This is a genomic window from Tritonibacter scottomollicae (assembly GCF_032924845.1).
GTDB lineage: Bacteria > Pseudomonadota > Alphaproteobacteria > Rhodobacterales > Rhodobacteraceae > Epibacterium > Epibacterium scottomollicae.
The window spans coordinates 2308407-2322108 of record NZ_CP136704.1; the positions used below are offsets into that span (position 1 = coordinate 2308407).

Annotated in this window: 13 protein-coding genes and 2 pseudogenes; 5 read left to right on the plus strand and 10 right to left on the minus strand. The window is 57.5% G+C overall.

Annotated features, from left to right (window positions below):
- The first annotated feature begins 1 nt into the window (after position 1).
- From R1T40_RS11610 to R1T40_RS11625, 4 genes and pseudogenes are all read left to right on the plus strand, one after another.
- Positions 2-964 (plus strand): ABC transporter ATP-binding protein, encoded by a 963-nt coding sequence (locus R1T40_RS11610; RefSeq protein WP_317384213.1) that lies wholly within the window; start codon positions 2-4, stop codon positions 962-964.
- Entirely contained in the window at positions 961-1938 is a 978-nt protein-coding gene (locus R1T40_RS11615; RefSeq protein WP_317384214.1) for an ABC transporter ATP-binding protein, read from the plus strand. Before R1T40_RS11610 ends, R1T40_RS11615 begins: the two co-directional genes overlap by 4 nt.
- Positions 1939-2137: 199 nt before the next feature.
- Complete coding sequence (locus R1T40_RS11620) at positions 2138-5251, plus strand: Hint domain-containing protein (RefSeq protein ID WP_317384215.1); 3114 nt, start codon at positions 2138-2140, stop codon at positions 5249-5251.
- Between the two features lie 45 nt (positions 5252-5296).
- Positions 5297-5395 (plus strand): annotated as a pseudogene (locus R1T40_RS11625) (IS5/IS1182 family transposase); the annotation flags it as partial.
- 53 nt (positions 5396-5448) lie between these two features.
- Here the strand turns inward: R1T40_RS11625 and R1T40_RS11630 are convergent.
- The 7 genes and pseudogenes from R1T40_RS11630 to R1T40_RS11655 all read right to left on the minus strand — a co-directional run bounded on the left by R1T40_RS11630 (position 5449) and on the right by R1T40_RS11655 (position 11468).
- A pseudogene (locus R1T40_RS11630) lies at positions 5449-6173 on the minus strand (transposase).
- Positions 6079-6360: a NotI family restriction endonuclease gene (locus tag R1T40_RS22290; RefSeq protein ID WP_394804986.1), complete on the minus strand. Its 282-nt coding sequence runs from the start codon at positions 6358-6360 to the stop codon at positions 6079-6081. The pseudogene R1T40_RS11630 and the gene R1T40_RS22290 overlap by 95 nt, the downstream one beginning before the upstream one ends.
- Before the next feature lie 63 nt (positions 6361-6423).
- On the minus strand, positions 6424-6594 hold the full coding sequence (locus R1T40_RS11635) for a hypothetical protein (RefSeq protein ID WP_317384216.1): 171 nt from the start codon (positions 6592-6594) through the stop codon (positions 6424-6426).
- Positions 6595-7345: 751 nt separating this feature from the next.
- The gene (locus R1T40_RS11640) at positions 7346-8272 is read right to left on the minus strand and encodes an NAD-dependent epimerase/dehydratase family protein (RefSeq protein ID WP_317384217.1); all 927 of its coding nucleotides are present in this window, start codon (positions 8270-8272) and stop codon (positions 7346-7348) included.
- A 56-nt stretch (positions 8273-8328) separates the two neighbouring features.
- Complete coding sequence (locus R1T40_RS11645; RefSeq protein ID WP_317384218.1) at positions 8329-9351, minus strand: glycosyltransferase; 1023 nt, start codon at positions 9349-9351, stop codon at positions 8329-8331.
- A 1-nt stretch (position 9352) separates the two neighbouring features.
- Positions 9353-11044 (minus strand): hypothetical protein, encoded by a 1692-nt coding sequence (locus R1T40_RS11650; protein ID WP_317384219.1) that lies wholly within the window; start codon positions 11042-11044, stop codon positions 9353-9355.
- Between the two features lie 10 nt (positions 11045-11054).
- Positions 11055-11468: a GtrA family protein gene (locus R1T40_RS11655; RefSeq protein ID WP_317384220.1), complete on the minus strand. Its 414-nt coding sequence runs from the start codon at positions 11466-11468 to the stop codon at positions 11055-11057.
- 133 nt (positions 11469-11601) lie between these two features.
- On the opposite strand from R1T40_RS11655, the gene R1T40_RS11660 reads away from it, so the two are divergent.
- The gene (locus R1T40_RS11660) at positions 11602-11889 is read left to right on the plus strand and encodes a hypothetical protein (protein WP_317384221.1); all 288 of its coding nucleotides are present in this window, start codon (positions 11602-11604) and stop codon (positions 11887-11889) included.
- A 113-nt stretch (positions 11890-12002) separates the two neighbouring features.
- On the opposite strand, the gene R1T40_RS11665 is transcribed toward R1T40_RS11660, so the two are convergent.
- The 3 genes from R1T40_RS11665 to R1T40_RS11675 are packed head-to-tail and all read right to left on the minus strand — an operon-like array spanning position 12003 to position 13614.
- Complete coding sequence (locus R1T40_RS11665; RefSeq protein ID WP_317384222.1) at positions 12003-12866, minus strand: site-specific integrase; 864 nt, start codon at positions 12864-12866, stop codon at positions 12003-12005.
- Positions 12863-13402 carry a helix-turn-helix domain-containing protein gene (locus tag R1T40_RS11670; protein ID WP_317384223.1) on the minus strand — a complete coding sequence of 180 codons (540 nt, stop codon included), beginning with the start codon at positions 13400-13402 and terminating at the stop codon, positions 12863-12865. Before R1T40_RS11670 ends, R1T40_RS11665 begins: the two co-directional genes overlap by 4 nt.
- Positions 13402-13614 carry a MerR family transcriptional regulator gene (locus R1T40_RS11675; RefSeq protein ID WP_317384224.1) on the minus strand — a complete coding sequence of 71 codons (213 nt, stop codon included), beginning with the start codon at positions 13612-13614 and terminating at the stop codon, positions 13402-13404. Before R1T40_RS11675 ends, R1T40_RS11670 begins: the two co-directional genes overlap by 1 nt.
- Positions 13615-13702: the final 88 nt, after the last annotated feature.

A 13702-nucleotide genomic window follows, 5' to 3' on the forward strand; every position in this document is an offset into this window, starting at 1 on the left:
CATGAGCCTTCTTTCCGTCAACAACCTGAACATCCGCTTCCGCACCGGCGATGGCTACGTGCATGCGGTCAATGACGTCAGCTTCGACATCGCCAAGGGCCAGAAACTGGCCGTGGTGGGCGAGAGCGGCTCCGGCAAGTCCCAGATCGCCATGTCGATCATGGGGCTTCTGGCCAACAACGCCGAGGCCGAGGGCGAAGTGCTCTACGAGGGGCAAAACCTGCTGACCCTGCCCTCCGCCAAACTGAACCGCATCCGGGCCAAGGATATCGGCATCATTTTTCAGGACCCGATGAGCTCGCTCAATCCCTACATGAGGATCGAGCGCCAGCTGGGCGAAGTGGTGGAACAGCACGAAGGGCTGTCGCGCAGCGATGCACGCAAGCGCGTGCTGGAGGTGATGGAGGCAGTGCAGATCCCGGATGCCCGAAACCGCTTGACCGCCTATCCGCACGAGTTCTCGGGCGGCATGCGGCAGCGGATCGTCATTGCCATGGCACTGATCTGCAAACCGAAACTGATCCTCGCGGATGAGCCGACAACCGCACTGGACGTTACCGTGCAGGCGCAGATCATGTCGCTACTCGACGAGATCCAGCGCGAGCTTGGCACCGCCGTGATGCTGATCACCCATGACCTCGGCGTGGTGGCGGGGTTCTGCGAGGACACGCTGGTGCTCTATGGGGGCCGGGTGATGGAGGCGGCACCGACGCTCGACCTGTTCGACGCGCCGGGTCATCCCTACACCCGTGGCCTGCTGCGCGCGGTGCCCAATATCAGCGATGCCAGCGCCAGCCTTGCTGCGATCCCCGGCAGCCCGCCGAACCAGACCCGCGCCCCTGTCGCCTGCCCCTTTGCACCGCGCTGCGTCGACGCCATCCCCGGCTGCCACCAGACCCTGCCGGAGCTGACCGGAGACCGCCAGCAACGCGCCTGCATCCGCCCCGTGGAGGAGCTGACATGACCGATCCGATCCTTTCCGTCTCCGACCTCAGGGTCACCTTTGCCATCAATCAGGGTAAGAAATGGCCCTGGTCCCCGGCCAATGCGCTGCATGCCGTCAATGGCGTCGGCTTTGACCTGCACCGGGGCAAGACGCTAGGCATCGTGGGCGAGTCCGGCTGCGGCAAATCCACCCTGATCCGCGCCATCGCCGGGCTGGTGACACCTTCCGGCGGCACCGTGCAACTGGACGGGCGCACCATGGACTACAGCCGCCGCGCCGACATGCAGGAATTGCGCCGGCGGATGCAGATGATCTTTCAGGATCCCATTGCCTCGCTCAACCCGCGCATGACCATCCGCGATATCGTGGCCGAACCGCTGACCTATTTCCGCCCCGACATGTCCGGCGCGGAGCGCAAGCGCGCCACCCGCGAGATGCTGGATCGTGTCGGCATCCCGGAGCGCAACTTCAACCGGTTCCCGCATGAGTTTTCCGGCGGCCAGTGTCAGCGTATCGGCATCGCCCGGGCGCTGGTCTCGACGCCGCAGGTATTGCTGTGTGACGAACCGGTCTCGGCGCTGGACGTGTCGATTCAGGCGCAGGTCATCAACCTGTTGAAAGAGCTGCAGGATGAGATGGGGCTGACGCTGGTGTTTGTGGCGCATGACCTTGGCGTGGTGCGCCATATCTCGGACGACGTGCTGGTGATGTATATGGGCGGTGTGATGGAAAGAGCCCCGGCAGGCGCGGTGGTGGACACCCCCCGCCACCCTTACAGTCAGGCGCTGTTGTCGGCGGTGCCGGTGCCGGATCCGCGGGTGAAAACCACGCCACAGGTGCTGAACGGCGACCTGCCCAGCCCGCTCAACCTGCCGCGGGGCTGCCTGTTCCAGTCCCGCTGCCCGAAGCGAATCGACGCTTGCCGCACTACCCGCCCAGAGCTGAAAGGCCCGGAAAACGCAAAGGTGGCCTGCCTTCTGGAAGAGACCTGATCCGCGCCACACCTGCGCCGCATCACTTAAACCACAAAGGCCCCGGACGGTTTCCGGGGCCTTTTTCTATGGGCTGACACCAGAGCAGCGGAATTAACCGAAAATTTCTGCAAGCTGAATATGTTCCCTATCTAGCTGCCCGCAATCTGACCGGAGCGCCACCATGGTGCTGTGGTCTCTGCCATACAAGAGACGCCCGATGACCAAACCCGCCTCCGAAGACCCCATTCAGCCCCTGGCAGCAGACTGCGACGCCCCGCAGGATGCAGACCCGGCTTGGCTGACGGAGCTTGAAACCTTCGAGGTGGATGCGTTTGCCCCATGGGACGAGTTGGTCGAACCGGAAGAAGAGGAAGAAGAGGAAGAAGACGAGGACAACGGGCTTATCGAAAACGTCCTTGTGAACCTTGGCCTCGGCAATGGGAACGGCAACGCCTATGGCCTTGGCAATGGGAACGGCAACGGCAACGGTCTCTACAAGCTGCTTTTTGGCGGCGACTCGGACGACACGCTGAGCGGCACAAACGACGACGATGCGGTCCTTGCGGGGCGCGGCCACGACCATGTCACCGGTGGCGCCGGCAATGATACGCTGATGGGCGATGAGAGCGGCTCCGAAGGTGCAGATGCCACGCCACTGGTCCTCGACATCAACAACCTGGTGAGCCAGACCTACACCACAAACAGCGCCGGGGTCGGCGATTCCGCCGTTTACCGCGATGTCGCATTTCTCGACGATGGAACATCCGTCTGGGGGCGTGTCGTACTGGTCGGCGCGTCTGACCCGAACATGCAAATTCATCTCTCCGGAGAACGCGGCGCAGAAATCCTCATTGACGGCTACGGATATGGCGACACCGCCGAATTCCGGCTGGAGTTTTTTGATCCGACCACAGGTGAGGCGGTCGCGCTGAACTCTACCGCCACCTTCAATGACCTGGACCAGAACTATTACAACTTCGACGTCGAGGCGGTCTCGCTAGACACAGACCAATACAGTGCTTTTGGGACCTCCGACGACAGCAGCCTCAACGTCACCAACGACGGCACCACAATTCGGGCGGCAGGCACAGAACAGAACAGCCCCGACGATCAGGACGCCTGGTTCTCAGCCGAGTTCGAGGGACGTTCCTCGATCAACTTCACCCTTGAAGCGCGCAACACGCCTTCGGGGTTCACTCTCTCTGGCGATCTGATCGAAGACGCCGTCTACACCCCCATTGATGGGGGCAACGACACGCTGATTGGCGGACAGGGTTCGGACGTGATCTTTGGCCAGGGCGGCAATGACCTGCTGGATGGCGGCGAAGGCGACGACAGTATCGACGGTGGCGACGGAGACGATGTTCTCACCGGTGGCATCGGCGCGGACACCCTGATCGGGGGACGCGGTGGCGACACCATGTCCGGTGGCGACGGTGATGATCTGATCGACGGCGGCGAGGGGGACGACAGCCTCTCCACCGGCATTGGCAACGACACGCTTCTGGGCGGCGAGGGCAACGATACCCTGCACAACTCTGCCGGGGACGATAGTCTCGTAGGGGGCGTCGGCGATGACAGCATCGTAGCCACCGAAGGCAACGACACGCTTGAGGGCGACGACGGCAATGACACAATGTATGCTGGCGTCGATGACGACAGCATGGTTGGCGGCACCGGCGATGACAGCATGTTCGGCGAGGAAGGGCATGACACGATGTCCGGCGGCGCAGGATTCGACTACATGGAAGGCGGCGCCGGCAATGACACCATTGATGGTGGCGACAACGACGACACCATCTCGGGCGGTGACGGCGATGACCTGATCTATGGTGGTGCCGGCAACGACAGCCTGACCACCGGCCTCGGCAACGACTCCCTCTATGGCGGCGAAGGCGACGATACGCTGCGCAACTCCGCCGGCAACGACAGCCTCGTGGGCGGAAGCGGACATGACAGTATCATCGCCACCGACGGTGATGATACTCTCGAGGGCGGCACCGGAAATGACACCATGTACGGTGGCAATGACGCGGATCTCCTGATCGGCGGCACCGGCGATGACGAGATGTATGGCGAGGCGGATGCGGACACCTTCCGCATCGAGGACAACTTCGGCAACGACACGATCGTCGGAGGCGAGGCTGGTAACGATCAGGATATCGTCGACCTATCCTATATGACTGGCCCTGTGACGGTGACCTATACGGGCAACGAGACAGGCTTCATCACCGACGGTACTGACACCATCCAGTTTTCCGAGATCGAAGAACTCGTTCTCACCGATCAAGACGATGTGGTGGATGCGCGTAACGACAGCGTAGGCGTCAATATCGACGCGGGTGACGGCAATGATACGCTGCAGGGGGGCAGCGGAGATGACAGCTTTACTGGTGGACTGGGCGACGATCAAATCACTCTCTCCGCTTCGGGCGGCACCGACGCCATCACTGATTTCGATCTCAGCGATGATGACGCGAATGGGTTCTACAACGATCAGCTCGACGTCTCCGAGCTAAGCGGTGGCTCCGGGCAAGGCGGCATGGTCCGGACGTCCGACGTCAGCACGTCCGACGACGGCTTCGGCAATGCACTACTCACGTTTCCGGACGGCGAACAACTGGTGCTGCAGGGCGTCGCCCCGAACCAGATGAGCACCCACGATCAGCTTTTTGCAGCTGGGATTCCCTGCTTCACCCCCGGCGCACGGATCCTGACTGCAAACGGCGAGATTCCAGTCGAGCACATCCGCACCGGTGACATGCTCCAGACCGCCGACAATGGGCTGGTGCCAGTCATCTGGGCCGGCAAGCGCCGATTGACCCGAGCGGAACTGCGTCGCAACCCTCACCTGCGGCCTGTTTTGCTGCGCCCTGGTGGGCGGGCTGGCAATGAACGCCTGATCCGCGTCTCACCGCAGCATCGTTTTGTCATCCGCGACGGCTGCCAGCCCGAACCCATGCCCTTCGTGCGCGCCCGTCTGCTGCAGGAGTTGGATCCAGAACACGTCATGACCGACCGAAACGACGCACCGACCTGCTACATTCACCTGATGACGGAAGCCCATCAAGTGATCTTTGCCGACGGCTGTGCTACCGAAACCTTCTGGCCAGGCCCGGAAGCGCTCCGCAGCCTGAGCAGCGCTGATCGTCGAGAAGTCTTCGACCTGTTTCCGGACCTGCACGCGGCGCTGACCCTGCGGGGCGCGCACGGCCGTGATATCGTGCGAAGCGGTTACGGAGACCTCGCCCGCACTGACCTAAGGCGGCGAGATTTGAAACATCTGATTGCTCCCCCCTTCGCTCCGTCCCCTAGGTTCAGGATGCATTAATTCCCGCCAGAACGTGCGTCACGATTTCAAGAATGGAGCGGCGACATGAGCAACCTTTTCTGGCTAACCGACGCGCAGATGGCAGGGCTGAAACCTCTCTCTCCAAAGGCTCACGGCAAACCTCACGTCGATGACCGACGCGTGGCGTTGTTGCACAAATCGAGGCCTGACCACAGTTCCCCTTTCCCCGGACGGATCTACCCTGCAGCCACTGTGGCAGGAATGCCGAGCGCGGTGTACCCGTTGAGCACGGCGATACGAACCTGCAACTCCGCGACCTGGCGGTCGAAGTCACAGGCCATGAGTGATTGGCCGAGCAACTTGATGCAGTTCATCTTTGCCTCGACACGGCTCCGGCGGTGATATCCGTCGCCCGAACTTCCAGCGTCTTCTCGTCAATCCCGATGTGTATCTTGCGCCAAATGCGCCGTTTGGGGCCACCGAGCTTGCAAGCGTTCCACTCACTTTCGCCCTCGGCCTTGATGCCGGTGCTATCCGCTGCCCGGCAGTGGTTTGCTTGCAAGCCATGAGAGGGGACCTATAGGTTCAGCGGCCCCGCGCCGCCGCGATATGGGCTGCTCACGTTCAGCGTCTTTTGGCGGCGACACAGCGTGCTGAAGTCTGGCACGGTCCGATCAGTCTAGGAGACTCTGCACGAACCCCGTTCGCCAGTGGGCTCGAACCCGGGGCGCATTCACCGGCTCACTCTGCCTCAGCGACATGCCGAACAGCACTTTCAGGGTCAGACAGGTTTGGATCGCGGCATCGCTGAAGCTCCGTTCACCACCGCGCGTCCCGCTCGGAGGAAGTATCCACTCATGTCGGGATCACCCCTGATCGACAACAATCCGCGCTGTTTCAGGCTGTAATTGTACGGCGACCAGTTCGTGGTCTTGTACTTCGTAGGGGACCAACTGCTCATACCACCCAACTATCACGCTGGATTTACACCATGAATCCCTCTCGCGAGTTGCGCAACAAGGCCCCTTTCCGGGCTGCATCGGGGTGGGGTCATCAAGAAGCCGATTTCCGATATGTCGGAATGCGGCGTTGCCCTGGTGAAACCTGTACGGGCAAAGCGTCGGGATCATCCCGCGGATGCCTTCCACGGGTCAGAACGGGCCGCCATCGTCAGTGTAAAGACGCAGCGAGCAGCCCCCGCCAGGCTTCGTTCAAGTTGCGTGCTGTATATCTGTCCGGGACGGGCACGGCTGCTCGCCCTGCTCCTGTTGGTCAAAGCGGGCGGTCAGGACATCCAATCGATCCTGCTCGCGAGGCCTCGACACCGTCCCGATCACCTTCTCTTGCAGCGCCTCCAGTCTTTTGATGTCGGCCTTTTTCATGGTGTGAGCCCCGACGAGGTTTTACGCAAGCCGGACCCGCTCAACCGGGGCGATGTCCATGTATGGGTGCCCCTACCACTCCGCTATGTGAAATCGCTCAGCCATTAATCCTGCCCCTCAGCTATTTTCATGCAGAAGAAACGGATCCGGTTCGATCTCGAGACCTTCCGGGCATATCGCCAAAAGACGTCTCGTTACTCCAAATTACGGCCCGGCAGCTTTGCCACTCCGCTGATGATCACCCGCCAATTCGCGGAAATCCATAAAGCAACTCATTTTCAAGGAGTTATGGCGGAGACGATGCCCCCCCGAACAAAGATTTCAAATATCTAGTTTTAAACATTTTTGTCATATCAAAAATAAAACATACCACATTTTCGACCACACGCGCTCGCCGAAAACAAGTGACGCTCCAGTCAAAACGACAAGCGGTGTAGCCTGAAGGATGACCATCGCAGTCGACAATGGGATTAGGGTCAGGGCAAGCACGTAGAAGAGCCGACCAGCGATTTCGAAAACGACATCTGCCAACATAGGGCCTGAAACGACGGCGTCACTGAAGAGTGCCTGCCTATTGAACAGTGCTAGCGCGGCGAAAAAAAGCGCGCCACCAAACCCAAACAAGATCAGGGTTTGACCAGTCGGCAGCGTGTCGGAGGCTGCCTTCAGCAGTGCATCTTCGGCGGCGAAGGAGGGCCCATGGCACCAAACATATAAACCCCCTCCCAGGTCCTACCGCGTGGCGTCGCCTTCAGATGTGTTGTGACAGGGCGTTGTCGACAATGCGTGTAATATTCTCGGTCATATCTGTCGGCTGCCACATTCCGTTATAGGACACCCGATGGCCGGTGATATTGAGGGCATTGTGCGCCTCATAGTGAAACGACAGATGTACGGATCGACCCAAACACCGTTCCAGACACGCGTGAATATATAAGATGGACGCTGGACGGCCGGAAAAGAGGTGATACGGCTGGGTCGACAGCGTATCAGCGCCGCATAAATGGACCACCGTACGTCCGATATCATCTGCCCACACATAGTCGCGCAGGGTTGTCGGAGATCCGAAAATAGGGGTGATCTGACGCAAAAGCGCGTTGCGGGTCATCGTCTGAATCAGACCCATACGTTTGTTGACGTTGATATATGAATACACCGAAGGCAATCGTATGATGCCCGCGCTCAACCCCTCTTGGGTGGCGATTAGCTGTTCCTGGGCCTGCTTCAGCTGTCCATAGGGCCGTCGGACAGAAATCGGGCTGTCCGGCCTGATATTGGTGATCCCTTCAAAAAGTCCTCCGATTGAGCTGATCAAAAGAAACCGCAGACGGGTCTGGGGCCATAATTTCAACTGATGCTCCTGCAACTGATCCAGAACAGCTGTGAACACGGCCAGCTCTTTTTGTGTATCTTGTTCACTGCTGCCAAAGCCGGCGGCGCCCGCGGCCCAGACGACCACCAGTTTTTTGTTCTGGGCCTGTGTCAGCGCCGGTCGTTTCAAGCAGGCGTCAATCTGTGTCGAGATGTCTTGGACGGGTTGCGCCCAGAGGATGGCACATGCGGCGGTGGCCTGATATCCCGCAACGGCAAGCTGACGTTGCAAAGCCGAACCGACAACGCCGCCGGACCCAAACACAACGACCACGGGTCCGCCATGGCGATTCTGAAAGACATGCACTAGGCAACTCCAAGGCTTGAGTGATCACTGCGGTGGGGTGTTGTGACAGGGGAAAGTCAATCCGTGCGTTGAGTGGCTGTATGATCCTCAAAAAACGCGCGCAACTCGGCGTCTCTGGATCGGTCTACAATCGTAAAGGAGGGCTTGCCGTTCATGTGCTGTACAAGGTTAGACAAATATTCGGAGATAACACTGAGAATGATGGACAACACACTGCCCGTCATCAGCGTTACTAGCATCAAAGAGGTCCACCCCTGCACCGTAATCGAGGCCGGGAACACCACCTTCTGCACCAAGACGAGCAGCCCGAAGACGATGCAAAACAGGAAGAGAATGAGCGCCAAAAGCCCGAACCCGCGCAGCAAGCGGGCATCAGATGTCATGACCAGTTTGCGCGAATGCGACAAGAGTTTGCGAAAGTTATACCCGGAGACGTTTTCTTGTGTATAGCGCTCGTCTTCCATGTGGTGTTCAAGCGTTGCGACCCGGGTCGAGTGCCAGCCCAGCACGATGTCGAAAAAGCTCTCATGGCTTGAAATCGCGGCCGCTGTGCGGGCGATATTCCCGCGCATAAGCCTAAAGCTATTGAAATTGCGTATGTTGGGATTGTTGCTCAACCGGGCCAGCAGCCATTTGACCGACCGCGATGATACATCTCTGAACACAGATTTATGAACCCACGCCTTGGGTTTGGCATAAAGGATATCCGAACTGTCGCGGACACATTCCTGGAGCATTCCGAAAAACATCTCTGGCTTGTGCTGTAGATCCTCGTCGATGGTGAACACCCAATCCCCTGTGGAATACGAGATCCCGGCAATCGTTGCGGCGTGCTGGCCATAGTTTCGAGACAGGGTAATGACTTTGACCCAGTCATGGGCATCCAAACGGCGCAGCACGTCTTCGGACCCATCCGAAGATCCATCATCGACGAAGATCAGCTCGGTTATGCGCATGGGGTAGGCGCGTTCGTCCCACTGTTTGCGCACGGCCTCCACAGCATCTGTCAACCTGTCCAGATACGCTTTGCCCGCATAGACCGGCACGACAACAGAGATATAAAAGTTTATCGCGCTCACCCTACTGTCCTTTTACGTAAATTCGCGTGTCATATCCCAGCACAATCGCTTGATCGGCATAGGCTTGCAGGCTGGCCACATAGGCTGTCTTGCAGCGCAAAGGATTGGACAGATAATGCGCGACAACAAGCCCTATTCCTATAGTTTCACCCGCTTGAATGCCCGCCGGCGTCGCTGTGCATGCCGACAGCTCTGGCCAGTCCTGTGCTTCCACTGTCTTACGCAGCTCATATGTGCTCTGAGAGACAAATGTCTCAAACTCTGCCGCCTCAAAATGCGGATACTCCGGGCTGAACACGACAATGTCGGGGTCATAATCGGCGATGCCGACCTGGTCCCCGCATCCGGACCAAGCATTGCAGGATGTGGCGATCAGAGGGGCTAGGACGGCCACGTTAGGCGAGAACACAACACGCGTCCCGGTCTCGAACTGTTCCAGATATGACCAAGTCACATGTTGCGTTGTCAGCCCATCCAGCAAAAACCTTTGGTGGGTCTTGGTCACCGCGTGGGCGAAATTGGACAACGACACCACAGCGATCAAGGCCACGCACACCCCTTGCAGGCCTGCCCCCACGGCATGACCTGCTGTATGTCTGACACGGGGCACCACCACCTTGAACACAAAATAAAAGGCATTGAAGGAGAGGAAGAAATACACCGGGTAAAGGTAGTTGATGTTGACGAACAATCGGGCGTTCAGTATGAAAATCACCACTGCCAGCATGGTAAAGACCGCCGTTACTTTCAACGCCAGCGGCACCTGTCGCAGCAGAAGGATAAACGGCAGCAGCGCAATATTGATCAGCGGTAGAAAGTTCGCCAGAAGCTGAGCGCGCCACCTCGGCCAAACTTCGGGAAAACTCTTTCCTGCATGCTCACCGGACAAGCTGCTTTGCGTGGCCAGAAACTCATTCATCTGCACCAGCGCATAGGGGTGGATGAATAGCAACACCAGCAAGAACACACCGATACTTTGCAAGGTCACTTTGCAAATCGGCCACCAGCCTGCCAGCGCAACAGGCTTTTCGGCCGTGGTCAGCGCGATGATGAGAAACCCAATATAGACAAACGTCCCAGTAATGAAAAAGGGCTGTTTACTCAGCGAAGACAAGGACAGAAAGAGAACAGCCAGAAAGAACTTCTTTTTCGAGAATTTTGGCAGGTTTTGGTAGAGAGATATCAATATCCCAACAGCGATCAGCTGTAAGAGAACACCTAAACTTTCGGGGTGAATCGTGATAAAGTAATGAGCGCTCACCGGGTTCACGATAACAACGATGGTCAGTGCAAACGCCCAGATCCGTGCAAAAAATTTTTGCACCAGATGATATGTTTGCGCGACAAGTCCAAGGCCGATGATAAACAAGCTGCCGCGCACAATGAGATTGATGCTCATCTCACTTGTCACCGCAAACAGCTTTGCAATCATGATAAGAAAGAAATTTAGGGAAAAATATGTCCAACCATAGAATTGGGAATGGTACTGTTTGTTCATATTGTAATAGGTCGGCCCAGTGGTCAGCCCATCGAGCGAGGTCATGATAGATCGGGGATCAATTTCCATAAACTCGGAAGCCACGATCCGGGCAAAAACACTCGGCCCATATATGACCGCGTAAATCAAGCTCAGCGCCAGTATCGGCACCCAATGCTTCTGGCCTAAAGATGATGAATTTGGATTCGTGGCCATCAGGTTACCCTCACTTTTTTGCAGAAAATACAAAAGCTCTGCAAAGTAGAAAAAACACGACAGTGTACGTCGCCATTGCGCCAAGCTGTGCGATATATTGCGAAAGGTTGAAAGACCGGACACCGAAAATAAGAACCATGTAATTTGCGCCCCATGCAATCAAAAATGCGATCAGGAAACGCAGTGCATATGTCGCGCTGGTACTGCCCCCTTCCTTTGCCCGTTGGCTAAATGTCCAACGGCTATTTAGAGTGAAAGACACAATCAAACCAACAGCATATCCCAGAATATTCGCTTTAACGTAGCCGAGCCCCAGATACATGCTGCCCCAGATAATCGCCAGTCCTACAAGCGTGTTCACCACGCCCACAGCAGAGAACCGTGAGACCTGAATTAAATTTTGTCGCAAACTGTCGGAGGCCATGTCGGAGCTCTCAAATTTTCCAGATCTTTACGCGCGGCCGAACACCCATGCAACCTCTGAAGAGTCGCTTATTTTTCGCCAGGGTTAAGTCGCACGTAAGACGCATCGAGGGATAGGGGATAGTGCGCCGCCTATGCGCCATTTGCCAAGCTTTGCGCGTGTTGTTGAAGTATTGAATATCGGCATGGGTCAGCACCTACTTCCCCCGCGCTCGACTGATCAACAAAAGAAAGCACACCTTGACCAGCAGCAAAATGGCATCAAACGTGGAGACGCCCAGCGGCTTGCCAGTCTTGCCGTTCTTCTGTTTTTCCAAGTAGCCGCAGGATATCAGCGAGATAAACATAGCAAAGAGCTTTGGTTCAACCTTTGTGCCTGCACCTCATCTGATGGATCAGCTCCATCTGGCGCTCTGTCGTGACCGGCAGGTACGAGTTGATCGTAGTCGCCACGTTCTCATGCCCGAGGCTCAGGGACCACGCTTTGAACTCTTCCGGCGTTCTCGCCAGCTCATTGCCTAGATGGGTCAAGGTCTTACGAAAGGTATGGGGCGTGTATTCGGGCATCTGGACAGCGGCAGATGCCCCCCCGAATGATCGTGTTCAGCTTGGCCGCATTGGCGAACCCCTCCCGCGCAAGGCCAAGGTTGGTGAAGCCCTGCCCCTCTACCACCCCTACCCGCGCCTTGGGGAAGAGTGCGTCCTCTGGCCCGAACAATTTGACTTCGCGCAGAAAGGTTACATAGGCGGCGAAACAGTCGCGATAGGCGGGATCGACCGGAAAGAACTGACACATGATGGTTTTGGCGTTCTTGGTGTTCACCTCGCGCGCATCCTGAAAAACATGGCCCAGATCGACATTCACATGCTTGAGCTTGAGTGATGCCACCGCCCTATCCCGCGCGCCTGCCAGCATGAAAAACGCAAACAGCGCCTTGTCACGTTTCTGGAACTCGGTCTCGAACGGCATGGCCTGAAACGCATGGGCGGCTTGCTGCACTGACGGATAGGGGATCGCCCGCTGCGTATGCGCCACCCGCCCCGCTTTGCGCGTGTTCTTGAAGTATTCGACATCGGCATAGGTCAGCACGCGCTTGAACCCGGCACGACTGACCAACCAATGAAAGAGCGCCTTGACCAGACGCAAGGTGGCATCGACCGTGGAGAAGCCCAGCGGTTTGCCGGTCTTTGCGTTCTTCTGCTTGTCCAGATAGGCTTTGAAATCCGCCGCCTGTTGGCGATGGAACTTCTTGAACGGTTTGAACTTGGTGCTTTCCTCGAAGCGCCGGATCGCTGCGCGCGCCTTGTCAATCGAGGTCGCGTCCTGCCCTTTTGCATGTCGCAAGTAGGTGGCGTATTCGTTTTTGATCCGCTCATTCTCTTCAACAAATCGGGTCATGCTGTCTTGTCCTTGTATCGCTGGCCATTGGCCTGTTTTCGTCCAATAATTCCGACGGATTCAGTGGACGTGCGGAAGTTATGGTTAACGCTAGGTTCGCAAGGTTCCTTTTGGGGGCATTTCCTGTTGCGCGTGGCGATGGTCAGGATCGGGGCAAGTTGCTTGCAAAGGGACGGGCTGGCGAACTTACCGCACACCCCTTGGCAGTCCTCACACAGGGCTTCCAATCTGCCCCGTGCAGCGGTGCAGGGCAGATACTCGGCCATGCCGCCATAAGCGCGGCGTGGCGCGTTCCAGGTCATGCAAAGAAACTGATCCGGAGCCAAACGACGCTTCGGCTTGACCCACCGCTCGTTCAGATAATCCTTCAAAGCAAAGCCCAAGATCAAATGCGGCTTCTGGCTGTCCAAGACGGGCAAACCAGATTGCCGCCACATCCGCACCGTCTGAACCGTCACGCCCAGCGCATCCGCCGCTTGCTCGTAGGTGTATTGGTTATGGATTTTGATTTTGCGCCGCGAGACCCGTTTAGCCATCAGACGCGACCGCCTTTTCCGGGTTCAACCCGGTTGGCGTCAGCCCAAGCATTCAGGTCAGCACCGCGATAGATGATCTTGCGACCAAGGCGATAGAATGCTGGCCCCATATTCTTGTGACGCCATTGCGCCAGCTTCTCACGGTCCCCGATCAGATCAAGATCGGGATCGCCAAGGACATAGTTTCGGTTTTGCTCGAAGAGGTTTGCCATCTTTTCAATCCTTTATCTATGGACTGAAACAGCTTGCGCATCATTCACTGGCGTTGAGAGCAAAGCATGAAAGCCCAAATCGGAGTGA